31 protein-coding genes are annotated in these 23,702 nt (G+C 42.9%); all 31 read left to right on the plus strand.

Annotated elements, in window-relative coordinates:
* The 31 genes from AC3AQ9_RS01270 to AC3AQ9_RS01420 all read left to right on the plus strand — a co-directional run bounded on the left by AC3AQ9_RS01270 (window position 1) and on the right by AC3AQ9_RS01420 (window position 23,653).
* The gene (locus tag AC3AQ9_RS01270) at window positions 1-420 is read left to right on the plus strand and encodes a RusA family crossover junction endodeoxyribonuclease (protein ID WP_488306797.1); all 420 of its coding nucleotides are present in this window, start codon (window positions 1-3) and stop codon (window positions 418-420) included.
* A gap of 20 nt (window positions 421-440) precedes the next feature.
* Window positions 441-659, plus strand: coding sequence for a hypothetical protein (locus AC3AQ9_RS01275; protein WP_488305650.1), 219 nt, complete (start codon window positions 441-443; stop codon window positions 657-659).
* Between the two features lie 12 nt (window positions 660-671).
* Complete coding sequence (locus tag AC3AQ9_RS01280) at window positions 672-869, plus strand: XtrA/YqaO family protein (RefSeq protein WP_488305651.1); 198 nt, start codon at window positions 672-674, stop codon at window positions 867-869.
* Window positions 866-2,167 (plus strand): hypothetical protein, encoded by a 1,302-nt coding sequence (locus tag AC3AQ9_RS01285; RefSeq protein WP_488305652.1) that lies wholly within the window; start codon window positions 866-868, stop codon window positions 2,165-2,167. The genes AC3AQ9_RS01280 and AC3AQ9_RS01285 overlap by 4 nt, the downstream gene beginning before the upstream one ends.
* A 185-nt stretch (window positions 2,168-2,352) precedes the next feature.
* Window positions 2,353-3,678, plus strand: a complete 1,326-nt coding sequence (locus AC3AQ9_RS01290; RefSeq protein ID WP_488305653.1) for a PIN-like domain-containing protein — start codon at window positions 2,353-2,355, stop codon at window positions 3,676-3,678.
* A gap of 96 nt (window positions 3,679-3,774) precedes the next feature.
* A complete protein-coding gene (locus AC3AQ9_RS01295; protein WP_488305654.1) occupies window positions 3,775-4,275 on the plus strand; it encodes a sigma-70 family RNA polymerase sigma factor in 501 nt (166 codons plus the stop codon).
* 166 nt (window positions 4,276-4,441) lie between these two features.
* Window positions 4,442-4,765, plus strand: a complete 324-nt coding sequence (locus AC3AQ9_RS01300) for a hypothetical protein (RefSeq protein ID WP_488305655.1) — start codon at window positions 4,442-4,444, stop codon at window positions 4,763-4,765.
* 92 nt (window positions 4,766-4,857) lie between these two features.
* Window positions 4,858-5,076 carry a hypothetical protein gene (locus AC3AQ9_RS01305; RefSeq protein WP_488305656.1) on the plus strand — a complete coding sequence of 73 codons (219 nt, stop codon included), beginning with the start codon at window positions 4,858-4,860 and terminating at the stop codon, window positions 5,074-5,076.
* Window positions 5,077-5,185: 109 nt separating this feature from the next.
* Window positions 5,186-6,019, plus strand: a complete 834-nt coding sequence (locus AC3AQ9_RS01310) for a terminase small subunit (protein ID WP_488305657.1) — start codon at window positions 5,186-5,188, stop codon at window positions 6,017-6,019.
* The gene (locus tag AC3AQ9_RS01315) at window positions 6,009-7,226 is read left to right on the plus strand and encodes a PBSX family phage terminase large subunit (protein ID WP_488305658.1); all 1,218 of its coding nucleotides are present in this window, start codon (window positions 6,009-6,011) and stop codon (window positions 7,224-7,226) included. The genes AC3AQ9_RS01310 and AC3AQ9_RS01315 overlap by 11 nt, the downstream gene beginning before the upstream one ends.
* Before the next feature lie 9 nt (window positions 7,227-7,235).
* On the plus strand, window positions 7,236-8,591 hold the full coding sequence (locus AC3AQ9_RS01320) for a phage portal protein (RefSeq protein ID WP_488305659.1): 1,356 nt from the start codon (window positions 7,236-7,238) through the stop codon (window positions 8,589-8,591).
* Between the two features lie 12 nt (window positions 8,592-8,603).
* Window positions 8,604-9,632 carry a phage minor head protein gene (locus AC3AQ9_RS01325; protein WP_488305660.1) on the plus strand — a complete coding sequence of 343 codons (1,029 nt, stop codon included), beginning with the start codon at window positions 8,604-8,606 and terminating at the stop codon, window positions 9,630-9,632.
* A gap of 174 nt (window positions 9,633-9,806) precedes the next feature.
* On the plus strand, window positions 9,807-10,403 hold the full coding sequence (locus tag AC3AQ9_RS01330; RefSeq protein WP_488305661.1) for a DUF4355 domain-containing protein: 597 nt from the start codon (window positions 9,807-9,809) through the stop codon (window positions 10,401-10,403).
* A gap of 15 nt (window positions 10,404-10,418) precedes the next feature.
* Window positions 10,419-10,727, plus strand: a complete 309-nt coding sequence (locus tag AC3AQ9_RS01335; RefSeq protein ID WP_488305662.1) for a hypothetical protein — start codon at window positions 10,419-10,421, stop codon at window positions 10,725-10,727.
* A gap of 30 nt (window positions 10,728-10,757) precedes the next feature.
* Window positions 10,758-11,780, plus strand: coding sequence for a major capsid protein (locus AC3AQ9_RS01340; RefSeq protein ID WP_488305663.1), 1,023 nt, complete (start codon window positions 10,758-10,760; stop codon window positions 11,778-11,780).
* A gap of 18 nt (window positions 11,781-11,798) precedes the next feature.
* On the plus strand, window positions 11,799-12,134 hold the full coding sequence (locus tag AC3AQ9_RS01345) for a hypothetical protein (protein ID WP_488305664.1): 336 nt from the start codon (window positions 11,799-11,801) through the stop codon (window positions 12,132-12,134).
* 9 nt (window positions 12,135-12,143) lie between these two features.
* Window positions 12,144-12,470 (plus strand): phage head-tail connector protein, encoded by a 327-nt coding sequence (locus AC3AQ9_RS01350; RefSeq protein ID WP_488305665.1) that lies wholly within the window; start codon window positions 12,144-12,146, stop codon window positions 12,468-12,470.
* The gene (locus AC3AQ9_RS01355) at window positions 12,460-12,786 is read left to right on the plus strand and encodes a phage head closure protein (protein ID WP_488305666.1); all 327 of its coding nucleotides are present in this window, start codon (window positions 12,460-12,462) and stop codon (window positions 12,784-12,786) included. The genes AC3AQ9_RS01350 and AC3AQ9_RS01355 overlap by 11 nt, the downstream gene beginning before the upstream one ends.
* Window positions 12,779-13,201, plus strand: coding sequence for an HK97-gp10 family putative phage morphogenesis protein (locus AC3AQ9_RS01360; protein ID WP_488305667.1), 423 nt, complete (start codon window positions 12,779-12,781; stop codon window positions 13,199-13,201). Before AC3AQ9_RS01355 ends, AC3AQ9_RS01360 begins: the two co-directional genes overlap by 8 nt.
* On the plus strand, window positions 13,198-13,602 hold the full coding sequence (locus AC3AQ9_RS01365) for a DUF3168 domain-containing protein (RefSeq protein WP_488305668.1): 405 nt from the start codon (window positions 13,198-13,200) through the stop codon (window positions 13,600-13,602). Before AC3AQ9_RS01360 ends, AC3AQ9_RS01365 begins: the two co-directional genes overlap by 4 nt.
* Before the next feature lie 16 nt (window positions 13,603-13,618).
* Window positions 13,619-14,143: a phage major tail protein, TP901-1 family gene (locus AC3AQ9_RS01370; RefSeq protein WP_488305669.1), complete on the plus strand. Its 525-nt coding sequence runs from the start codon at window positions 13,619-13,621 to the stop codon at window positions 14,141-14,143.
* Between the two features lie 68 nt (window positions 14,144-14,211).
* Window positions 14,212-14,661 (plus strand): tail assembly chaperone, encoded by a 450-nt coding sequence (locus AC3AQ9_RS01375; RefSeq protein ID WP_488305670.1) that lies wholly within the window; start codon window positions 14,212-14,214, stop codon window positions 14,659-14,661.
* Between the two features lie 11 nt (window positions 14,662-14,672).
* Entirely contained in the window at window positions 14,673-15,002 is a 330-nt protein-coding gene (locus tag AC3AQ9_RS01380; RefSeq protein ID WP_488305671.1) for a hypothetical protein, read from the plus strand.
* Window positions 15,003-15,006: 4 nt separating this feature from the next.
* Complete coding sequence (locus tag AC3AQ9_RS01385; protein WP_488305672.1) at window positions 15,007-19,833, plus strand: phage tail protein; 4,827 nt, start codon at window positions 15,007-15,009, stop codon at window positions 19,831-19,833.
* Complete coding sequence (locus AC3AQ9_RS01390; RefSeq protein WP_488305673.1) at window positions 19,834-20,679, plus strand: phage tail family protein; 846 nt, start codon at window positions 19,834-19,836, stop codon at window positions 20,677-20,679. It begins immediately after the preceding gene.
* Between the two features lie 12 nt (window positions 20,680-20,691).
* Window positions 20,692-22,155, plus strand: coding sequence for a hypothetical protein (locus AC3AQ9_RS01395; protein ID WP_488305674.1), 1,464 nt, complete (start codon window positions 20,692-20,694; stop codon window positions 22,153-22,155).
* A gap of 15 nt (window positions 22,156-22,170) precedes the next feature.
* A complete protein-coding gene (locus AC3AQ9_RS01400; protein ID WP_488305675.1) occupies window positions 22,171-22,437 on the plus strand; it encodes a hypothetical protein in 267 nt (88 codons plus the stop codon).
* A complete protein-coding gene (locus tag AC3AQ9_RS01405; RefSeq protein WP_488305676.1) occupies window positions 22,437-22,565 on the plus strand; it encodes a hypothetical protein in 129 nt (42 codons plus the stop codon). The genes AC3AQ9_RS01400 and AC3AQ9_RS01405 overlap by 1 nt, the downstream gene beginning before the upstream one ends.
* Window positions 22,566-22,599: 34 nt before the next feature.
* On the plus strand, window positions 22,600-22,704 hold the full coding sequence (locus tag AC3AQ9_RS01410; RefSeq protein ID WP_488305677.1) for a CD1375 family protein: 105 nt from the start codon (window positions 22,600-22,602) through the stop codon (window positions 22,702-22,704).
* 113 nt (window positions 22,705-22,817) lie between these two features.
* Window positions 22,818-23,171 (plus strand): hypothetical protein, encoded by a 354-nt coding sequence (locus tag AC3AQ9_RS01415; protein WP_488305678.1) that lies wholly within the window; start codon window positions 22,818-22,820, stop codon window positions 23,169-23,171.
* A gap of 152 nt (window positions 23,172-23,323) precedes the next feature.
* A complete protein-coding gene (locus AC3AQ9_RS01420) occupies window positions 23,324-23,653 on the plus strand; it encodes a hypothetical protein (RefSeq protein WP_488305679.1) in 330 nt (109 codons plus the stop codon).
* The last annotated feature ends 49 nt before the right edge of the window (window positions 23,654-23,702 follow it).

The following is a 23,702-nucleotide window of genomic DNA, read 5'->3' on the forward strand; positions in this document are numbered from 1 at the left end:
TTGGAGACAATCAGTTTTGAAATCATGGGGGATCCAGTTGCTCAAGGAAGGCCGAGAGCCGGGAAGAGTTATTCTGGCAAGACGGTTCTCTACGATCCAGCGAAGTCCAGAGAGTTTAAGCAATACGTGAAGCTTGTGGCATCCCAGCATAAGCCGCAGAAGCTCATTACAGGGCCGATACAGCTGAGCGTGGACTTCTACCGACCGATACCGAAGAAGTACCAGACGAAGCCGAAACTGGAGCTTATTGAGAAGGGCTTGTTGCTGCCGACAACGAAACCCGATGTCGACAATTACGTGAAAGGCGTGAAGGATGGACTGAGCAAAATCATCTGGCAGGACGACAGCCAAGTGGTCAGTATGAACGTCCGGAAGTTTTATAGCATGACGCCGAGGGTTGAAGTGAATATTACGTACTGAAAGGCGAAGGAGGAGCGCCAATGAAATATCACGTTTTCGAAAGCGACGACATCAAACTGAACCTGCTGTTTTCCGATGAAGAGTTGAGGGACTTTCAGGAATTATGGAAAGCGGGCATCAGTGTAGCAAACATAGCAGTCAAGATGCGCAGAAAGCCGTCAGAGATTGCGCTCCTGGTGTTTGATCACGCTGAACGGGGATTAATCAAGAAACGACAACGAGGGCTATTTGGACTTTAAGGAGGGGCATTTATGAGGATGGAACAGGTAAAGATTTCCGAGACAGGGGAGCTAAAGTTGGATATAATGAAGTTGCCCAAGAGTTGCCTTCTGATTATTTCTGAAGGGAAGGTAAAGATCGGGAAGCTTCCTCCACATGCTGAAACGCGGATCAAGACTCATGATGGGAAAGTGAAGCGTGTGAATTTTGATGAGGGGGAAGAGTTTTGAATGAATTATCAAAAGTTGATAATCCGGTTCCAGTAACGATACAGAAAAATGAGATTGATTTATTATTCACTAGAGCAATTGAGAACGTAAGAAGTGATATGAGAGATAATCCATATATAACAGAAGCTATAAGAGTTTTAGCTGTTCAAGGATATAGAAGCTCTATTGGGTCGTTTTGGAACGCAGTCGTCGATGATTTAAGAAACAAAATTATGTATAGAAGTTTAGAAATGTTTAATAAAGAGATGGAGTTAAGAAGAGAAATAAAAAGTTACGAGGACTTTCAGAACTTTGTAAACGACGATGAATTGATTGAGGGTGCATATAAAATTGGAGTTATCGGTTATGAAGCCAGTAAGATTTTAAAGCATGCTAAAGAAACTCGGCATTTTTTCAGTGGACACCCAGGTAGCTCTGAACCTTCAATGATAAAAGTATTGTCTGTAATGGAAGACTGTATAAAATATGTACTTAATGACGAATACCCCATGCAAATAATAGATATAGATGATTATCTAGCAATAATGAACACCGAATCCTATGATAGAAACAAAATTGCTATAGAGAATGCTTTAGGGGATCTTCCTAAGCGATATAAGGTTGAGTTATCGAATAGATTATTTAAATCTTATTTATTAGATAATGCTTCAACCATATTAAAATCAAATATAGAATTTTGTGCTCCGTTGTTATGGAAAGTGTTATCAAAAGAAGAAAAATTGCAAATAGGTAGAAGTTTAGATCGAATTATTACCTCTGGAGAGCGTAATAAAATTATTATGGCTTTTAACTTTTTAGATATTGTAAGTGGAAATGAATATTTATCAAGGTTTTCTAAGAATTATATAATTAACCCAACGATTGAAGAATATGAGGATAGTTTTGGCGACTTTTCAACGGAGAATAAATGTGCAGAAAAATTGCTTCCATATTCCAGCTATATACCTCAAGACATGTTAGAAAGATATGTGAGAGTTATAACTCGAAGTTATATAGGATTTATAGGGAGTTCATTGTATCATGCTAGAACAGATTTTTATGCCAACGGAGCTGCACTAATTATTCCAGATATGTTTAAAAAATTCGATGATACAGCTTCAGAGTTTTTTGTGGAATATCTAAAGACTGATAGAGATATAAAACGATATATTAGAACTCCAAGTAAACTTAGAAGATTAAGGATATTAGGAGAGATATTATTAGAGCGTGTATCTGATAAATTTGAACACAGAAATATATTGTTAACTTTAGTGGATGAAGAAAAAGAAAAAGAATTTTATGAAGCTTTATCAAATTAATTAGTCCCATTAGCTAACTGGAAGGCATCATTACAGTATCAAGCTGCTTTGGTGTCTTTTTTTTACTGATTTATAAAGACAAATAGAATATAATGTAAATAACGTGAAACTTCCTCCTTGTATTGCTTTAATAAACTGCATGATGGATAGGTAACGCGTGCAAATTTTGCTTAGGAGGAAGAGTTATGAAAGATGTTTTCCAGGAATATTTCATCAACAAGAAAAATATTGATTTTCATAATTTGGATGAATCAGTTTTAATAGTTATAGATACCAACGTTTTATTAGAGTTATATAGATCAAGTTCTAGTCTTCGAGGTGAGCTAACTAAATCTATAAATTTAGTGAAAGAAAACTTATGGATGCCGTATCAAGTTGGGTTTGAATTTAATAAAAACAGAAAAGACCGTCTTCATGAAATTGAAGAGGGAAGAAAGAATTTCACTTCAAGTTTATATAGTGGTCTTGAGAAATTAATTGAAGATGCTACTCATGAATTTAGCAGTAAATATAAGTTATACGAAGAATTAATAAACGAAAACCAAGATGCACTAAAAAACTTAAAAGAAAGTCTTGAATCGAACCTAAAATTAATTGAAGAGAAAATCAAACCAAAAAACAAAGAGGACTATATTGATTTTATAGAAGAAATCTACCGCCAAAGAGTCGCTGATAATAAAGACTATAACTATATTGCTTGGTCGGAAGAAGCAAAAAAAAGATATGATGATAAGCAACCACCTGGATTTGAAGACTACGCAGATAAAAAGAATGAATTTTATTTTATAAAAGGTCAAAAAATGTGTGCAGCTTATGGTGATTACTTTATGTGGAAAGAAATATTAGAAAAAGCAAAAAGCGAAGAAATTAAAGAGGTTGTATTTGTTACAAATGATGTAAAAAAGGATTGGTTCTATAAATCCTATGGGAAAAAAATAGGGGCCCGTGTAGAGTTAATAGAAGAAATGCTGAGAGTGTCTAATGCAAATTTCCGGATTTTTACTAGTAGTTCATTCTTATATCATACAACCTCAGAAATTAATTACAAAAAAATCGAAAAAGAAGTTATCAAGTCGGAAAAATTACTACATTCAGAATCAAAAAATACAGATTTAAATAGTAATTATTCATCTTACGGAGTCTTTAAAAATAATTATACTATCCATACCAATGAAGAAAATGATGAAAGAAGTTCTCCAGCTAAGAATGAACTTTTAATAAATATATTTGATTTAATGCAAAGGATAGAGAATAAGAAAAATCGTATTGAAGAAAATATACAATTATTGGAAGAAGAAACTTTAAGCTTAGAAGAAACCTTCTTATTGTATGATACGAAAACAGAATTTGAGATTTTAATAGAAGAATATAAAGATTTACGGAATGGTGCTGCTCATGCACGTAGTATGACAAATAAGCAAAAAGTTTATCGAAGATTGAAGGAAATTAATGGAAAAGTATCAAAAATAGACTTAGATTTAAGAGTTTTTATAATTAAAATCATTAAATGAAAACAGTCCCACCAGTCAACTGGAGGACATCACTACAGCATAACGCTGTTTTGGTGTCTTCTTTTTTTATTTCCAAAAGAACGAGGGGGTCATTTTATGACGATATGGGTTGATGATTTACTGCACGAATACGGAATTGGTAAAAAGGATTTGGAACGTCGTCGTGACAGATTAGACAGAGAGAACTTTCACGACAAACAAGACCTCACCCAGATCAACAGCATGATTGAGAGTATGGCTTTTTCGATGGAGTGGATGGAGACCGGAAGACAGCCAGGTACGTATAAAGGTGCAGACATTAAAGGGATCTATCAAAAGCACTCATTTGCTTCGATGGACATTATTCCGGATATTACCGAGCAACTTGAAGAGGGGCCGAAACAATTATATATGACAGCTGAAGAGAAAATTATTCTGGCTGATATCTTTGCTTCATTCTCGCTGAGAGAACGGCAGTGTTATGTGCTGCATTATGGCGCTGGACTAAGCTGGTCGAAGATTGCACATGACTTGGGTATTAGCAAGAGTATGGTGCAGCAATCCATTAGACGAGCGAAACAGAAGGTGAAGAAGCGATTCGAGAAAAACGCTTCATGATATGCGAATGATATGCGAAGTCAGTACAAATGAAGGGGAGAAAAAAGAGGGGATGCGTTCGTGTGAACAGTCCCTCCTACAGCCCCGCTTATTTCGAGTGGTTTTTATTGGCTAAAAAGGATTTTATTCCTTCTCTGTAGAAAGTAAATACTGAGGGGGTGAAATTATGAAATTTGAAATGAGTGGTTTTGATGAGGTGAGTAAGAGCCTTGAAAAACTAGAGAAGGATGCCGAAGAGTTGGCGAAGAAAGACCATGTTTCGTTCGGAGAACTTTTTACTGATAGTTTTATGCAAAAGCATACTAACTCAGAAAACATTGAAGTTTTCTTTGAAAAGAGTGGTTTTAATACGGAAACGGAAGAAGATTTCGATTCTATTGAACCCGCAGAATTAGACTCCTATATTCAGAAAAACAGTGACTTTACATCGTGGGAAGACATGTTAAGTACAGCTGGAAATGAATATATAGCTAGGAAACTAGGTTTCTAAATCATTGAGCATCTCTTCGGAGGTGCTTTTTATTTTTGGCTATTAAAAAAGTGAATACTCCTTCCGATAAAAAATAGGGGGAGTGAAAAGAGATGCCAGAAGTACAATTGTTCGATTATCCGGACATGTGGGAAGCTATAAAGCCACTTGCTACACCTGTCCTAATATGGTTTGTTTTTGCTGTTGTAGTTGCAGTATTAATTGCAGCATTAAAGAAAGGGCCACTTAAACAATTCGTGGCTGCTTTAGCTATGCTTGTTTTGCCGGTAAGTTTGATTTTCTTTATCTTAGTCGGACTTGGCGCCATATGATTTCCTTAAAACATCCTTCGGGGTGTTTTTTATTATGTCTAAAAAAGCGAATAGCGTGAAAGAGGGAGATATATTTTGAGAATAGAGTTAGGAGGCGGCGGTGATGTAGATGGCAAGACAGCGAGATCCGCGTAGAGATGAAGCATTCCAGATCTGGAAGAAGCATAATGGCAACATCACGAATCGGGCCATTGCAGAAGAATTAGGTGTTCCTGAAAAGACAGTTGGCGGATGGAAATCCAAGGACAAATGGAACGGAGAATCGAACGGAGTACTCCAATCAAAAATACGGAGTACTCCAAATAAGAAACCTGTCATTCTATCTGAGGAACTTAGCGACAAGCAACAGCAGTTTTGTCTGCATTATATTAAGCATTTTAATGCTACGAAGGCTTATCGAGAAGTATATGATTGCGATTATAAAACAGCAAAGACACTAGGCAATCGATTGTTGACAAAGGTTGACATCAGAGGTGAAATCCGCAGGCTTAAAGCAGAAATGCAAAATGAGCTGTTTGTAGATGCTACAGATATCGGTAGAGAGTATTTAAAAATGGCTTTTGCTGATATTACAGACTATCTGGAATTCGGAACAAAGGAAGTTGTCGTAAGAGATAAGTATGGTCAAGAATTGAAGGATGAAAATGGGGAACTCGTAAAGTTCAAAGAAAACTTTATCTATCTCAATGATTTTACTGAAGTTGATGGTTCACTCATTAGCGAAGTAAAGCAGGGTAAAGATGGTATATCCATAAAACTGCATGACAAACAGAAAGCAATGCAGGAACTCGATAAGCGTTTGCTGTCACTGGATGAATTGAAAGTCCAGAAGCTACAGGCTGAAATCGATAAGCTGCATCGTGAAGGTTCACCGGATACCAGCACGGAAGACAAGCTGAAAGATTACTTCACGGCTTTAGGTGGTGCGTTCCGTGACAACTAACTTAGATGCCATTTACACAAAGAAGCAACAGGAAATCTATAGCCGCTGCGTCAATGATGATTGGTTCATGCTGATCAACCACGGAGCCAAACGATCCGGTAAAACGGTGCTGGATAATGATTTGTTTCTTCAGGAGCTAATCAGAGTCCGGAAAATAGCTGATGAATTTAAAATCGATAAACCGATGTACATTCTATCTGGCGCCACGCTTGGAACGATTCAAAACAACATTCTGACCGAGCTGACGAATAAATACGGAATCACCTTCAACTTTGATAAGCACAACAACTTCACGTTATTCGGTGTTTACGTGGTTCAGGCAGGACATTCCACCATTTCGCATCTGGATAAGATACGAGGGATGACAGCCTTTGGTGCATACATCAACGAAGGATCACTGGCAAACGAACAGGTCTTTGATGAAATCAAGTCCCGTTGCTCTGGTGAAGGTGCTCGAATTGTCGTTGATACCAACCCGGACAATCCGGAGCATTGGCTCTTGAAAGATTACATCGAGAATACTTCCGGCAGCATCATCAACTATTCATTCCAGTTAGAAGACAATACTTTTTTATCCGAACGGTACCGAAAGAACATCATCGAATCAACTCCTTCTGGCATGTTTTATGACCGCAACATTAAAGGGCTTTGGGTAAGTGGTGACGGTGTCGTTTACAGCGACTTCAATAAGGACATTCACTTCATTACGCAAGAGCAAGCAGAGTCTTTAAATCTTACTTCATACTTTGCTGGCGTTGACTGGGGTTACGAACACTATGGCTCTATCGTGGTGATCGGCACCGATGGACAACAGAATTATTATATGGTCGAAGAGTATGCGCATCAGCATAAGGAAATTGATGGCTGGGTTGATATTGCGAAAGAAGTCAAAGCGAAATACGGCAACATCAACTTCTATTGTGATACGGCACGGCCAGAACATGTTGTCCGGTTTAGAAGAGAAGGGTTCCGGGCCATAAATGCAGATAAGAAAATCTTGTCTGGCATCGAAGAGATTGCGCGCTTGATTAAGAAGCAGCGCTTTTTTGTCGTTTATGACAATGCGGATCGATTCAGAGAAGAAATATATAAATACATCTGGGATAAGAAGTCCGGAGAACCAAAGAAAGAGCATGACGATGTGCTGGATGCGATACGGTACGCCATCTATACGCATACAAAACCACAAAGACGAAAAACAGGGTAGGTGAAACCAATGCTGCACTTCAAAAACAAGATTGATGAATACGGAATAACGGAAGAGTTAATCCAGGAGATCATTCAGGCACATAACAAGGATCACAAACGCATGAAAAAGCTGTACGAGCGTTATAAAGCGGATGAAGAGGGCCCGACCATCTTCAAGCGTGCAGCTGCAGCCTATGATGGTTTCGGTAAAAGTAATTCCGTTAAGCGGCTGGATGATAAAGTCAACAACCGGTTAAACAACGCCTATGATGCCGATATCGTCGACACGAAGGTCGGCTATATGTTTGGTCATCCCATTAGCTACGGTGTGGATAAAGACAACCAGGCGATTAAAAAAGAGATTGAGGAGTTCCTGTTGCGGAACAATGCAGAAGATATTGATGCCGAGCACGGAAAGATGGCTGCTATTTGTGGCCTATCAGCAAGACTTGCGTACATCGACCGAGAAGGGAAGGAACGAATCAAGAATCTGGATCCGTGGGAAGCTGTTTTTATTGGAGAAGAGATTCATGAGCCGGACTACTCCTTGCGCTATTTCATGATTGGCAATGAGCTGCATGCTGAGTTTTATGATGAAACGAACATTTACTTCTTCACTCGGAAGAACGGCGGCCAATTTGATTTACAGGACATCCAGCCACATATGTTCGAATTCAATCCACTATTTGGCGTAGCCAATAACAAAGAACTGAAAGCCGATGCCGAGAAGGTATTGGCTCTCATTGATGCTTACGACCGCACATTGTCTGATGCTTCCAATGAGATTGAGCAATACCGATTGGCCTACCTGATTCTAAAAGGAATGGGCGCCGATGCCGATACGCTGGACGATTTAAAGAAATCGGGAGTATTTGAGCTGTTTGGTGAGAATGATGACGTGAAGTATCTGACCAAAGACATCAATGACCAAATGATTGAGAACCATCTGGATCGCCTAGAACAGAACATCTTAAAGTTTGCGAAGTCGGTGAACTTTTCGGATGAAGCATTCGGAGGAAATATCACTGGCATTGCGATGCGCTTGAAGCTGACGGCTTTAGAAAATAAGTGCATAACGATGGAACGCAAATTTGTTTCTTCTCTACGCTACCAGTTCAAGGTGTTATTCAGCGCCTGGTACAAGCGAAAAGGATTCGCCAAAGAAGATTATCTGAAAGTTTATTTTGCCTTTAAGCGTAACTTGCCAGCGAATGTCTTGGATGAAGCATTAACTTCAGCTGCATTGAAAGGGAACGTGAGCGAGGAGACTCGTCTTTCCCTACTTTCATTCGTGGATGATGTGCTGTACGAGATGAAGAAGATGGAAGAGGAAGCTTTGAGGTTTGGTGAGAAGTTGGAGCCGTTAATCGACAAGAAGGATTGAGGGTGAGAGCAAATGAACCAATTTGAAATCGAAGATGATCTCGACAAGCTGCTGGTCAAAGCAGAAACCGATCTGGAAAAGGTCTTTGCCAAACGGTTAAAGGCCATCCTATTTCAGATTTCGGAAATGTACCGGAAATATGAAAAGAATGGTGAGCTCTCCTTCACCGAATTGAATAGATACAATCGGTTCCAGAAAGAAATGAAGCTCATTACCGATTTAACGTCCGAACACTATCGAGAAGTCATAACAACCATCCAAGAACAAGTGGAAACTCACTATGTAGCTAAGTATCTCCTGACAGCTTACTTGATCGAAATGAGCGTCACGAATGCTACTGAGATGGGCTTTGATATTCCAACAACCGAACTGATCCAGACGATATTGCTGAATCCGATTGCTGAATTGACCTTACCAAAAATCTTTGAGCAGCACAGAAACGATATTGTTCGCCGGATTAACATTGAAATTGCACAGGGATTAATTGCAGGTGAAAGCTATTCGCAAATCGCTAAACGATTGGAACGACAACTTGGCTTCGCCTCAAATAAAGCGCGCTTAGTAGCTCGGACAGAAGCTGGAAGGGCTAGAAGCCTTGCGGCTGAACAAGTCAACGAAGTGGCTTCTCAGTACGTTAAAACCACTAAGGTTTGGGCGTCCATGCTTGATAATCGGGTACGGAAGGCGCACCAGAACTTAGATGGCCAAGAAGCCGATAAGAATGGCGTCTTCAAATACGGTGCCAATTTCACAACAGCACCGAGATTGTGGGTCGGTCCTGATGCAGCTGTGCTATCCATTCAATGCCGATGTGTCACCATCCTTAAGGTTGGTGGCAAACTGCCGGAATATCGCCGTGAGCGTGATTACATGGACGCTGGTTATCAGCAGAAGCTGGCCAATCGCATTGATAAATATATGGCAGATGAAGGATTGACGTATAAGCAGGCTGTGAAGAAGGCCCAAAAGGAGATTCAGCCACCGAGCCGGGTGATTCCTTATGTTTCTTACAATGAGTGGAAAGACAGGCATGCAACTTAATTGGAAGGGGGTGATGGTCGTGCGTTTCATTAAGTCAAATGCGTGAAAGGTGGGAGATCCATCATCTCCGAGCTATCGGTTAACTAGCAGACTTTGAGCAACAGTCTTAAAACAGGCTTATTTATTATGCGTTCTGTGGGCTTAAAGCGTATGGAGGGCAAAGGAGGAAATGCAATGAGAGTGGATATTGAACAACTGAAAAAATTGGTTGAAAATGGCGATAAAACAGCGCTTGAATCATATATTTTATCCGGAATCGAGAAAAGCGATGTGGAATCGGTGTCTAAAACCAATGCTGAAGTGAAAAGCTATTTCGATAGCGAGAAAGATCGCCATGCGGACAAGCACTTGGAAACATGGAAAACAAATCAATTGCCAGGTTTAATCGAAGCGAAAGTGCGCGAAGCCAACCCAACGAAATCCCCTGCTGAGATCGCTTTAGAAGAGTTACAGAAGAAATTTGATGACTCAGAAAAAGCGCGGACCCGTGAAACATTGAAGAACAAAGCATTATCTGTAGCAGCAGAGAAAAAGCTTCCTACGGATATCTTGGACTTCTTCATTGCGGATGACGAAGACAGCACGAATGCCAACCTTGGGAAGTTGGAAGAAGTTTATAATGCGGCTGTTCAAGCTGCAGTTGAAAGCAAATTCAAAGAAAACGGGCGCGATCCAAAAGGCGGCACATCATCAGATACAAGCATTGGAGCCACATTTGCTCAGAGTGCCAACAATCAAGCCAAGCCAGTCGAAACCACACTATGGGATTAAGAGAGGAGCATTTTAATGTATTTCAAAAAAGAAACTGCAGAACAAATTAATTTTCTAGCCAGCGCTAAATTTTTAGCATTCACTACTCAGGTCGAGTCAACAGGGGTTGCTGCTAATGCAGACGGCCGCAAAATCGTGCCGGCTGGAACAATACTTCCTGCCAATGATGCTACTGCCAAAGGAATTCTTATGCACGATACAGACGTAACAGAAGGCCCGCAAGCCGGCTCGTTAATCGTTGAAGCTTATGTCATTCCAGAACGCTTGCCAGTGGCACCAGCAGCTACAGCAATCACAGCGCTTATAGAAATCAAATTTCGATAAAAATACTAATTAGAAAAGAGGAAAACAAACATGCCAAGCGTATTAGATTTATTCAATCAAAAGGAAGTACTTAACTACCTGCAAAACCGCCAGTATGCGCCGTTCTTAGGAGATACATTGTTTCCGTCTCGCAAAACACCGTCATTAGAGTTTGATCAAATTAAAGGCGCGGGTCGTTTGCCAGTTGTGGCGTCTGTCCACGGTTTTGATACGGAATCTGAAATCGGCTCACGTGAAGCTAGCAAAGCTGCACTCGAAGCTGCGTTAATCAAACGTAAAATGCAACTTACTGAGAAAGAAATCATTCAATTGGAAAACCCGCGGAATGCGGCCGATCAACAGTACCTTATGCAAAATGTTTATAACGATATCGATGTGCTGGTTCAAGGTGTTCGGGCTCGCGTGGAAGTTATGCGTATGGAATTACTTGCACGAGGGACAGTGACTTTGGATGAAAATAACTTAGATGCATCAATCGATTACCTTGTGCCAGAAGAAAATAAAGAAGCATTGTCTGGTACTGATCTATGGACAGATCCTGCATCAAATCCGATTGAAGATATCATTCGTTGGTCCAATTCGATGGGAACATCACCTACACGTATTTTAACTTCTAATACGATTGTTGGAGCGTTGCTCACTCATCCAAAAGTAAAATCTGCTATTTTCGGTAATGATTCTGGTCGCGTCTTGACGATGGGAGACCTAAATGCCTTCTTATCAGGCGCCAAACTTCCAAAGATCGCTACTTATGATGCACAATACCGCAAGCAAGCGAAGAACGGTTCTTACACAAAACACCGTTACTTCCCTGAAAATGCTTTCGTGTTGTTCAACGAAGGCGCTCTTGGCGAAACATTATACGGACCTACAGCTGAAGAAATCCGTTTGACTCGTGATCCATCTATCGAAACGTCAAAAATCGGAAACGTTCTGGCTATGGTCTACGAAGAAAACTTGGATCCAGTGAGCACTTGGACAAAAGCAGTAGCAACGGCTATTCCTTCTTTCCCTGCAGCTGATGAAGTATTCCAAGCTCAGCCAATCGCCTAATCGAAAGGATGAAGAACGATGATCGTAAAAGCTCTCAAGATTCCTGTCCGGTACAAAGGTGTAACTCATCCTGCCGGGCAGGTTTTTGAAATGGAAGAAGAACACTTCAATGAAAACATTGTAAGAGAAGCCACTTCGGAGGAGGAAGAAGAAATGGTGAAATACTCGAAAGCTGCAGATCGCAATACTGTTGTAGTTAAAACAGAAGAAAGCGTAGATTACTCTACATTTACCGAAGCCGAACTGAAGAAAGTGAAAAACGAAAAGCTTGAGGCCTATTTGGATTCAAAAGGCATTAAGTACGCTTCAGATGCCATCAAAGAGGATTACATCAAACAAATCCTCGGAGAGTAGGTGAAATGTATGGACCCAAAAGTTCTTGTGCAAAAAGTGAAGGCAAGACTGCAAATTACGACAAATAAGCACGATGCATTTCTGGCGGAAGTGGCACCTGATTGGCTCGAATGGGCTAAGGAAGAAACAAACAACTCGTTTGCTTCAAACGGCGCTGAAAATGTTCCTGGTCCAGTTATTCAATTTGTGGCAAAAGCAAGTGAATACAGCATGCTTGAAGCGGGAGTGAAGTCCAGTTCAGCGGGATCTACATCGGATTCTTTCGAACAGAATTTGCCGGAAGGTGTATTAAAGCTTCTCCGGCCATATCGGAAGGTGAGGTTCCGTGCGAAATAGAAGATGGCCGCATGAAGTGACTGTTCAAGTGGTTTCAAAGAAGTCGGATGGCGGCGGTGGTTTTACTGAGTCGTGGGCTGATTCGTTCAGTATTTCAGGTCTTATGGATACACCGAACACTGACGATGTTTTTCGAGCCCAACAAATGAATTATACGCTTGATCGAAACTTCTATTATGACTATAGAAAAGACATTAAAGCTGGTACCCGAATCACGTTCGAAGGCGAATCTTATGAAGTCTCAGCTCGCCCTCGGGACCAGGGTGGCAAACATGAAACTATGCAAGCCCCGTTGAAGTTGATAACCAATGGGTAGAGGGCGCATCACCTATGGCAGTCAGGAGCTAACCCGAGCAGTCCAGCGATTCGGGGAGCATGTAGAAGGCGAGGTCAAACGGATTGTCGTGGAGACAGCTCAAATCATCTTGTCGAATGCTCAGATGCTGGCACCGGTGGATGATGGAAACTTGAGGGATTCCATGCAGATGGAGATTCAAGAAGGCGGTTTGACGGCGGTTATTCGGGTAACGGCCCATTACGCTGTTTACGTCAACTTTGGCACCGGCATTTATGCAGTTGAAGGGAACGGGCGCCAAACGCCTTGGATCTACTACTCGGATAAACTTGGGCGATTCGTCACCACACGTGGCCAGCGACCTCAAGAGTTTTGGGGACCGGCAATCGATGTGGGTGAACGTCACTTTCAAACGGAAATGAGGAGATTAGGATGACATTAGAAACCGCATTATGGCCATTGCAAAAAGCCGTCTATCAACGATTGTCATCCGACCTTGTGCCGGGTAAAGTGACAGGCGTTCATGACGTTGTGGCAACAGAGCATATCCATCCGTATATCACGGTCGGTGAGCCGAGTTTGCTGCCATTGGAGACTAAGAGCACCTATAGCGAAGAAATCTCGCTGGTGGTGCATGTGTGGTCTGTATACGATGGCAAAAAAGAAGCATATGACATTTTAAACGCCGTACTTCAGGCGGTTGGCAAAGGGCTCTCAATCGAGGGTCCTTTTACTTTGCAAAAAGTAACCAAGCCGCGGATGAACGTAATCGATGATACAGATCCGCGAATTAAACATGGCATTGCAAGATTTAAATTTACGATCAAAAACAATTAAAAGGAGATGGACACATATGCAACAAGGTAAAGATTCGATTCTATTGATTCAAGCATCAGATGCGGTATTGGGGACAGAAGGACACTTAATCGGAAATTCAACGGAGCACACTCATTCGATGGAAAATGAACTGATTGACGAGAAAACGAAATTCGGACGCATTCTTGGCTATGGCCAAACAAGTGAATCGTTTGATATTACAGCATACGCGGAAACTGCGGATCCTGGCCAGAAAGCAATTCTTGGAGGAATTCGAAATAAGAAGCAAATCAAACTTTGGGAAGTTGATTTAAATCTAAATGCGAATGGAAAGCATAATACACTTTTTGCAATCGGTCTTGTTGAAAATGTTGAAAAATCAGCGCCACAAGATGGATTTGTCGAAATGTCATCCACGGTTCAAGTACTAGGCAATTCTGTAGAAGGTGAAATTGATCCTCTTCCAGTAGAAATGATTGAATTTGCGCAATATGGTTTCGAGGCACCAGGAGCGTCTACTGGCGAGTTCCCAGAACAAACTAAAGCACCCGTAGCACCATAAGGAGAGGCAGGGATAACCTGCTTCTTTTTTTATTTAACTAATTTGGATTTCATAGGAGGAATAGGGAAATGGCAATTTTGACGATTAACGGTAAAGAATTTGAAGGTAAATGTGATTTTAAATTCGATAAAGTGGCAGACGAAAGATACAACGAAGCCGATGAAAAGGGCAACAAAACAGGCGGTTTCTTGAATATTTATATGGGCTTGATGTCTAAAAGCAATCAGAAGCTATTGGCTTTTTGGGATTGTGCATTGTCGCATTACAAAAAGGACAAACCCTCTCTCGATGACATCGAAGACGCGTTGTTCGAGCGCATCGAGGAGGAAGGGGCAGAACCGTTATTCAAGGAGACATTCGTACTCTTGGATGAATCGGGGTTTTACGCACTTCAACGGAGAGACTTCTGGAAAGGTCTCGAGAAGCTGAAAGAGAACGGCAAAACAGCGGAAGAGAAGAAACGGAACGGACAGATGTACGAAGTGATGAACGAAGCGAGACAGACTTTAAAGGCATAGATTACAACCAGTTGATTGTGGATGCGGCGTATTTTCTGCAAGTGTATGATACCGACCGCATCCTTTCCTGGACTCCTAGGGAATACAAAAATTTCATTAAAGGCGCGCAGCTTCGGCGCATTGACGACTACGAAATGTCGGCTGTACAGGCCATGTATATCGAAAACGCACATCGAAGCAAGCGGCTTAAACTCACAGATCTGTACGATGCTAAGAAAGCTCGTGAGGATTTGGAGAACGGCGGGGCTAAGAAGAAAGCGCCTCGCGACTTAACATTATTCCGCAAAGCTCATGAAGCCATGAAGGGTTACCGGCCACAAGTCATTAAGAAAGGAGGTTGAATAGATGGAAGAGAACTTTGAAGCCATAATCGGCGCCAATATACGGGATTTCCAGCGAGAGCTTGCAGAAGTAGATGCAATCATTCGGGAAACCGCATTAGGCGCTGATGCAATGATCGGCGCAGACATTCAAGAATTCATGCAAGAAACTGCGCAAGTCCAGTCGGTCGTGAACGACATTTCCTCCAGCGTGGCAGATGTGGAAATTGATGCAGATACAGCCGGATTCATGTCCAGTGCTGCAGCAGTACAGGCTGTAACGGCTCAAATTGCAAGTGCTGAACCGACAGTAACGGTGGATTTGGATTCAGCTGCAGCAACTGTCCAGGCACAATCATTCATGGCAAGATTAAGAGCGCTCACAGCTAGAGACATTGTGGTTGAGATTCGGACGCGTTGGAAGGATTATCAGCGCGTTATGGGTGCCATTGCCAGCTTCTCTCGGAATCTGAGCGAAGTCATGGGCATGACAGCCAGAGGAATCACCATAGCCATGAGTCCGGCCATCGTTCCAATCTTGGCGTCTGTGGTCGGATTGCTTGGAAACTTAGGACCGATGATCGGCACAATTGGTGGATCTACCTTCGCTCTTGGTTCGGCATTTGCAACAGCTGGGATTGGCGCTGCAGCATTTGGTGCTCTTGCAGTCACAAACTTAAAAGACATTTTCAGCGCTTCCGAAGAATTGAAGAAGTTAGAAGAAAAGTTGGCTTCTGCAGATACTTGGAAAGAACGCCAAAAGATCATGAAGGAAATGAAGGAAGTTCAAGGCTCACTGAATGAAGAACAGGCAAAAGGGTTGGAAGCGCTGAATAAATTGAAATCAACATGGAGTGAAATTGCCGGGGCTTTGCAGGCTAAGACAATTCAGACGTTTACTGCAGGACTTGGTATTATGAGCGGCGTCCTGACCGATTTAAAGCCGATGTTCCTTGATGTGGCAACGGTGGCAAATCGATTGATGGACACGCTCGGTCGGGCAATTAAAGCTGAACCAATGCAGAACTTCTTTAATTATCTTAATACATCAGCGGGACCGATGCTTGCGACCATCACGAAAGCAGTCGGCAATTTCTTCCAAGGTTTCTTTAGCATGATGGTCGCATTTGGACCTTTGGCCACTAATACAGCGGCGGGATTCTTAAGCATGTCCGAAGGATTCGCGGCTTGGTCTGCCAAATTGGGAGAAAGCTCGAAATTCCAGAGCTTTGTTAATTACGTTAACGAAAATATGCCTAAGATCCGTTCGATCTTCGGTAATGCCATTACTGGAATCATTAATTTGTTTGCAGGTTTCGGTACTTCATCTGCCGGCATGATGACCAATTTACAGGGAATGATGGAACGATTTAAAGCCTGGTCTTCTACACTTGCTACCAATCAAGGCTTTCAGGGGTTCATCAGCTATATCAATGAAAATGGCCCGAAAGTGGTTACGGCTATCGGTAATATCGTAACTTTCATTGTGAATTTAGGTATCGCCTTAGCACCTACAGGCGCCAAATTACTAGAAATCGCAAACTCAGTAATGGCATTCTCGAATAAATTGCTGGAGAACCATTCGTGGATTGGAAAAGTAATTGCGGCGGTCGCAGTCTTCGGTGGTGCCTTTTTAGCGATACTTCCAAACGTAGTAGCACTTAATGCGTTATTGGGTGGTTTGATTACCACAATGATTGCTTTTGTTGCCAAGCAAACATGGGCGGCGGCAGTTTCAGTAGCTAAATGGATATGGGTGCAAACGGTTGCGACAGCAAGTGCCATTAAACAGGCGGCGGCTTGGACGTTGGCAACTGGGGCTGCAATGGTAACATCGGTTGCGAAAATGATAGCATCTGCAGCGATCTTTGTAGCCAAATGGCTATGGATGGGTGTTCAGGCAACGGCACATGCCATTGTAGTCGCAGGAGCATGGGTTCTAACAACTGGTGCGGCCATGGCAACGGCAATCGCAAGCATGGCAACAGCGGCTGCGACATTTATTGCGAAATGGGTATTAATCGGCGCTCAATCGTTGCTCCATGCAGCCAAAGTAGCAGGAGCATGGATGCTGACCACAGGGGCAGCAATGGCAACAGCGGTCGCGAGTATGGCGGCAACAGCAGCAACATTCGTAGCGAAATGGACCTTAATGGGCATACAAGCGCTTGCGCAGGCAGCACGAATGGCAGCGGCTTGGTTTATTGCGCTCGGTCCGATTGGATGGATAGCGGGTGCGATTATCGGGATAGCGGCACTCGTCATTGCGAACTGGGACAAGATTTCCGCCTGGACAAAGAAAGCATGGACGGCGGTATCGGATAGCGTCACGCAAGCTTGGCAAAAAGCGAAGGCGAAAACAACCGAAGTGGCATCAGCCATCTGGAATACCACGAAGGAGAAATTCACTTCTTTAGCAAACAGCGTGAAAGAAAAAATGGAGTTAGCAAAAACGACTGTCTCAAACAAGTGGGAAGAAGCGAAAACGGCGACGATCAGCAAGATTGCATCAATGGTTTCTACGGTCGTGACGAAATTTGCTCAAATCGTTTCGAATGTACAGTCAAAAATGAATTCTGCCAAGACGACCGTCCAGAATAAGTGGGAGGAAGCCAAGGCTGCAGCGATTTCCAAGATTGCGGCAATGGTGACGGCAGTTGCGACCAAGTTTGCGGAAATCGTCTCCAAAGTCACTTCGAAAATGTCGGAAGCGAAAACGGCACTCAGCAACAAATGGGAAGAGGCGAAGTCGGCAACGTCTTCCAAACTATCGGCTTTGGTATCCACCGCGACCACCTTCTTCACAAATGTAGTTACAGCGGTACGCAATAAAATGACGGAAGCAGTCACAACGCTCGGTTCCAAAGTGGCTGAAATGCCAGGCAAAGTCTTATCGTATGTCGGTCAAATGATATCGGCAGGATCCGATTTGGTATCTGGTTTGATCAACGGAATCAAGAACATGGGCACGGCAGCCGTGGAAGCCATTTCCGGAGTGGTCGGCAGTGTCATCGGCAAAGCGAAATCATTGCTGGATATCCATTCACCTTCCCGGGTCTTTAAAGAAATCGGACAGTTCGTCGGTCAAGGTATGGCGATTGGCGTCAACGATACAAAGAAAATGAACGAGAAAGTAATGACCGAACTCGGCGCAGTCATGACAAGCGTGGCGAAAGTAAACGCGAAGGCGATTGCGGCCATCGAATCAGCAGCAGCGAAGGACCGTGCAGCCGAAAACAAAAAGAGCGCATCGAACATCAAAGAGATTGAGCGCAAAGCTGAGGAAGATATCTATCAGATCAAGGCGGCAGCGCAAGCGAAGAAGCGGAAGTTGACCGCGACTGAAACATTGCGCATTGAACAGATCCGCCGGGATTCCGCAGCGAAGATTCAGAAGGCCGAAGTATCGCACACCGAGAAACTGGCAAGCATCCAGAAGAAAGCTGCTACAGAAATCAAGGCCCAAGAAGCAACGGTCCAAAAAGAGCGGTTGGATGCCATTCAGAAGTTCGTGGACAACAAAGGGAAGCTGGAAGGCTTGTCAGCTATCCAGGAAGCGAATGTATGGCGTCATGCAGCTGCATCCTTCAAGGCGGGTACGCAAGAGAAAATAGAAGCTCAAAGCAAGTACCGCGACATCTTGCGCCAGATCCAAAACGATATCGAATCAACCAATGAGAAACATTCGAACCGCATGACCGAAATCAACGAAACATTGGCAGCCGATATCGCGAGAGTCAACGAAGATTTGGTGGCGAATACGAAAGCGGCGAAGGACAAGCTGATTGCGGAAGAGCAGCGCCTGAATGCCGAGTACGAAAAAGCATTCGAGGATCGCTACTATTCTCTGAAAAACTTTGCTGGACTGTTCGATAGTTTCGAAATGGTGCCGAAAGAAACGGGAACGGAATTGCTGAACAACCTGCAGTCACAAGTAGATGGCTTTAAAGCATGGGAATCGGAAATCTCGAAACTGGCATCCAAAGGCATCAATGATGGGCTGCTTAAGGAATTGCGCGACATGGGGCCGAAAGCCTTGCCGCAGTTAACAGCTCTCAATTCGATGACTACAGACCAATTGACGCAGTATTCCTCGTTATTCTTGGAGAAATCAGCGTTGGCAAGAGCAGAAGCGGAAGAACAGTTGGTCGGCATGAAAGCCGATACCCAAAGACAAATCGAGGAAATGCGAGCAGTGACGAATGCAGAATTGACGAAGCTGAAAGACGAAGCCCGTGTGCGCATCGTTGAATTGCGCTCGGTGGCCAAACAGGAATTGACTCAGTTGAAAGTGGATTGGACCAAGGATATTGCGGCCATTACGAAATCCACAGAGAACGAGTTCAAAACACTGAGTCAAATCGGTAAGGACGCTGTAGCTGGATTGATCCAAGGCATGAATTCGATGAAAGGCCCGCTTGAAAAAGAAGCCCAATCGATTGCCAGCAGTGTTCAGAAAACCATTAAATCGGCGTTGCAAATCCATTCACCTTCACGGGTATTGGAAACGCTTGGTCAATTTGCTGGGCAAGGCATGGTCAACGGATTGTCTTCCACTGTTAGAGATGTAATGGCAGCATCCAACGAATTGGCTCGTGCTATCGTGCCGAACATTGCCGATGTGCAGCTGGCAGGCGTTGATATACATGCGGACATCGCAGATATGAAACAACAAATCCGCCGGGAGCTGGAAGTCAGCATGAACGTGAATCATTCCGGCGCTGTAGATGGTAGAAGTGGTGGCATCACGCAACACATTGCCATTCATTCGAGTACGCCGTTGTCTCCAAGCGAGATTAAGCGTGAGCAAATCAAGGCAAGCCGTCAACTCGCCATGGAATGGGGGCTTTAAATGGAACGATTAATATTTGAAAGTGCAAGGGGAGAGGTCATTCGTTTCGATGGCCCTCCTTTTTATTTACAGAAAGTGAATGGTTTGGGTGATGTGGGAGCTTCAACGCAACTGCAGCGTTCACCTTATCAAGACGGCAGTACTTGGGTAGATAGCACACTCGATGAACGCCAGATTGCGATTGAGTTTCTGATTGCCGAAGACGGCGGGTATCATGACATTTCCTCTTCGCGAATCCGAGTGGCGAAGGCATTCAATCCGAAGCTGGGCGCGGGGACGTTGCGCTACGAGAATGGGTTTGTGACTAGGGAAATCAAAGCGATAGCGGAAACGGTGCCGGTATTCCCGGATGGGCCGAGAACGGAAACCTTGCAAAAGGGACTGATCCAGCTTATCTGCCCGAATCCTTATTGGCGTTCGCTTGAAGTAACGGAAGAACCGGCGTTTGAACCTTTATTCCGATTCCCGTTTAGCGGGAAGTTCCGAATGGGTGTGCAACGTGATCGTCGCATTATAAACAATGACGGGGATGCCCTTGCTCCGATGAATATTGAATTTCATGGTCCGGCAGTTAATCCGAGAATCATCAACAATACGACTGGCGAATTCTTCAAGGTCAACCAGACGCTTGGGGAAGGCGAAGTGATGGAAATTGATACGGAAGCGGCTACCGTGTTCTTTGTGGAACCGGATGGCACACGCCGGAACGTCTTCAATTGGATTGATGATGATGCCGTATTTTTGAAATTGGAAATAGGCGAGAACGATATCGAATACACAGCTGACAGCGATATACAGGGTGCGATTGTAAATATTTCGTACAGTAAGTTGTTTACGGCGGTATAAGGAGGGTGAAAAATGGCTCAAAGTTATAAGTTTTTTAATGATGGAACCAATGATATCAGGGAATACCAAGCTTCGGATTTTGCGGATTATTTCGGCAGTGTGCTGTCCACAGGTTTGCTTCATACAAACGAAGTCCCGGGCATGGCGGTCGCTGTGGAAAGCGGCACCTTGAACACAATTGTCAGCCCCGGCAAAGCTCTCATGAAAGGGCATTTGTACGAGAACACAGAAGCGCTCACGCTCATCCACAGCATTCCGGAAGCGACGCTTGACCGCATCGACCGGATTGTCTTGCGGCTGGATCTGCGGAATGCGGAACGGAACATCAAGCTGCATGTAAAGCAAGGTGTGTCCAGTGCGACTCCGGTTGCTCCGACACTTCAGCGGGACAATTTTATTTATGAATTGTCACTCGCACAGGTTCGAGTCCGGGCAAACACGGCAAGCTTACGTGTTTCTGATTTGCTGGATGAACGGCTGGACGAGAATCTGTGCGGCGTAGTTTATTCGTTGATTAGTATCCCAACCGACCAATTCCAACAATACATCACAGCACGGACCGCAGAGCTTGGTGTTGAAGCCGAAGCGTTTGAAGCGCAGCTGACGCAGAACCTTACGGATTATGAGCAGGAGTATCGGGGATGGTTCGAAGCCTTGCAAGCTAGCGGTTATGCAACACCGCAATCAGTGCAAGATGTGGATGACAAGCTTGCGACGCATCAGGCGGATTATGTGAAGCATCCAGCTTTTGCCACGGCTATTGGACCGGCAAATAATTATGCTGTCACATTGAACCCAGCACCTGCAGGATATGTTGAGGGCTTAGGGGTCGTGGTAGCAATCAATATGGATTCAACAACGGCATCCAGCTTAAATGTGAACGGACTCGGCGCAGTTCCAATCAAAAAAGCGAACGGCAATACCGTTTCGAATCTTAAAGCTAATGGCATCTATACAGTTCGCTACAACGCTGCGACAGCGTCTTTTATCTTACAGGGTGAAGGGGCTTCGGGTAACGCCACTGCATCTGACCTTCTCTCTGGTAAAACAGCAAGCACGGATGCAGGGGATATTACCGGCACAATGCCGAACAGAGGGACTTTTAATCTGGGTTTAGGCGTACCTGTTCCTTCCGGTTACTACAGTGGAGGAACTACTGCCACTAGTAAGAAAGAATTAACAGGGAAGTTTATGTTACCAGCATACGGCGCTACTAGCTTTGTTGTTAATAATTTAGGATTTATTCCGTCTCGAATTGTAGTTGTTTACGATACCAGACCCGACAATCCGGGAACAGTAGATATGGCTACTGAAGTAAAGAGTTACAATAGCGCAACAACACAGTGGCGTCAATCCGTATCAGGTCAATCGACTAAAGTATTGCCCCCATCAAAGCCGACAACCGATAGTTTTACAATTATAAAAGGTTTTTCCGGAGCGTACGATTTCTATTGTGAATGGTGGGCTTATGAATAAAAAAGGAGTGTAAAAATGAAAACACTAATAGTTTATGATCTCGATGGAAAGATTTTTTATCAAGTAACAGGAACAGTTACGCCACCGAATGGGTTGCCGTATCAAATGATTGAAGTGCCTGAAAATAAAACGATTGATTATGTAGATGTGACCGGTGCAGAACATGTAGTGGTATTTAAGGATATTCCCCTCTCGGAAGTGGAACAACTAAGAATAGATACCGCAAAATCCAATGCAGAAATGTTTGAAATGATGCTCATGATGTCAGGGGGGAATATTTGATGTTCACTGAAAACAGCCAGATAGTAAAAGACTACGTACTGCTAATCCAAAAGGGCATCAAGACGATTGATGATGTACCAAACTTCCAGAACTTGCGTGAGACCGTATCCGATGTTCTCGCTGCTTAAATTATTCCTAATACAAACAAAGGAGATGTTATTTATGACATTCACAACTGAAAGCTCAATCGCAAACTCTTACGCAGTTCTAATATTGGCAGGGAAGCGTACTATTGATCAGGTGCCTGATGTAGGAAACTTGCGCTAAACAGTTTCACAAATTCTAACAGCTTAAGAAACTAACGAATAACAAAAATTATAAAGTAAAAAGGGATTTATCTTCTTCTGTTGAATTAAATAAACTGGGAGGAGATGAAGAATATGTCAAAAAACCTTACTCAAGAAGAAGAGGCTATCTCTATTGTAGCTGTAAGGGATTTCAAACGAGAGTGTATTGGAGACAATGATTATAAAAAGTCTGCTAATGTCCTCGTTCTAAAAAGCGAAGATGATGAGGATAACTATCTTCATAATATTTTTGTAGAAGTTCAAGTTGATTTAGGGAGCAACTTTCATAAAGTGCACATTATGTGGGAGCAAAAATTTGGAGACAATTTTAAGGACGTAGACGCTCGGCTGTATGGAACATACTCAACAAGCTACTATGAAATTGAGTATAGTTATAAAGAGCTTACTATCTACTCGGATGATATAAAAATCATTATACGTGCATAGCCGATATTATTAGAAAAGTCTTCTTATATTTTGGAACGCTTTTTTCTGTATGAATCTTCGCTTCAGGACCCTTATGTGTCGTAGAAATTTCAAAAAATGTTGCCAGGATCCTTTTTCTAATGTATGTTATTTACAGAAAAGGGGATGATTATATGGAACTGTTAGTTAGTCGAGATTTAATTAAGGATGATTTAGGAAATTACTATGTCATAATAAAAAAACAAGACAATAAAATAACAATTGTAAATGCAATGATGCACCATACGTTCAGAAGGATATTGAGTGAAGATTTTGTCAGGGAAGTAAAAGAAAAGTATCCTAAACCAATTGCAGTTGGTCAATATTTTAAAGATTCTTTAATGAATAGAATTGATGGGCTTGAAAACCAAAAATATCCTGGTGGAATATATCCTCTAGAAGATGTAATGAAAGAGTACGAAGTTTATCACGATGTCTTTTATGAGAAAGAAGTTAGCATCTAAAGTACATTTATATAATTAGGAGAGCGCCCTAACCGGCGTTCTTTTTTTA

The sequence above is a fragment of the Planococcus sp. VCh962 genome (assembly GCF_057748275.1).